This is a genomic window from Acinetobacter sp. Colony158 (genome assembly GCF_019264745.1).
In the GTDB taxonomy this organism is placed as follows: Bacteria; Pseudomonadota; Gammaproteobacteria; order Pseudomonadales; family Moraxellaceae; genus Acinetobacter; species Acinetobacter ursingii.
Map to the genome: position 1 here is coordinate 3,023,213 of NZ_CP078523.1, position 1,117 is coordinate 3,024,329.

Below are 1,117 nucleotides of genomic sequence, written 5' to 3' on the forward strand. Positions count from 1 at the left end.
CAACTTATACAAGCTAAATCACAGCATGACGACATCGTGAATGTGCATATTGACTGGGCAATTGAACAACAATTATTAAAGCAACGCGCAAGTCAGTAAAAATGATGTTTTTTGCCCTATAGCTTTGGCATGAATTCTGTATGATAAGTTGCTAGTAAACGCAATCATCATGGATTATGACAATGACCTTACGTAATGATTGGACTCGTAATGAAATCCAAGCACTTTATGATCAGCCATTTTTAGATCTGGTTTTTCAGGCGCAACAAGTGCACCGTCAATATTTTTCTGCCAATACGATTCAGGTCAGTACCCTATTATCCATCAAAACAGGCAAATGCCCCGAAGATTGCAAATATTGTTCGCAATCGGCACGCTACGATTCAAAATTAGAAGCAGAAAAACGTATTGCCGTTGAAAAAGTCATTTCTGAAGCAAAAGCAGCCAAAGAATCAGGTTCGTCACGTTTTTGTATGGGTGCTGCTTGGCGCAATCCCCATGAACGCGATATGCCTTATGTACTGGAAATGGTACGCGAAGTCAAAGCTCTCGGAATGGAAACCTGCATGACTCTTGGAATGCTCAACCAATCACAAGCTGAGCGCCTATATGATGCAGGTCTAGATTACTATAATCACAATCTGGACACTTCACGCGAATATTATAGCAATATCATTAGCACCCGTACCTTTGATGACCGTTTAAATACTCTGGATCATGTGCGTAATGCGGGGTTGAAAGTCTGTAGTGGCGGTATTGTTGGTTTAGGTGAAGATAAGCAAGATCGTATTGGATTATTGTATGAGCTTGCAACTTTACCTATTCACCCTGAATCTGTGCCTATTAATATGCTAGTACCGATTGAAGGAACACCACTGGCTGATGTAGAAAAACTAGAAGTGACTGAATGGATTCGTACGATTGCAGTTGCGCGTATTATTATGCCGCAAAGTTATATCCGACTTTCTGCAGGTCGCGAATCACTGAGCGATTCAGATCAGGCACTGGCATTTATGGCTGGCGCAAATTCTCTATTCTCTGGAGATAAATTACTCACCACCCCAAATGCGGGTGAAGGCAGAGATCAACAGCTTTTCGCAAAATTAGGATTAGTCGC

Annotated in this window: 1 protein-coding gene; it reads left to right on the forward strand. The window is 41.6% G+C overall.

Annotated elements, in window-relative coordinates:
• Positions 1-182 precede the first annotated feature (182 nt).
• On the forward strand, positions 183-1,117 hold a 935-nt coding region (gene bioB, locus JR005_RS12465; RefSeq protein WP_218665191.1), incomplete at its 3' end, for a biotin synthase BioB.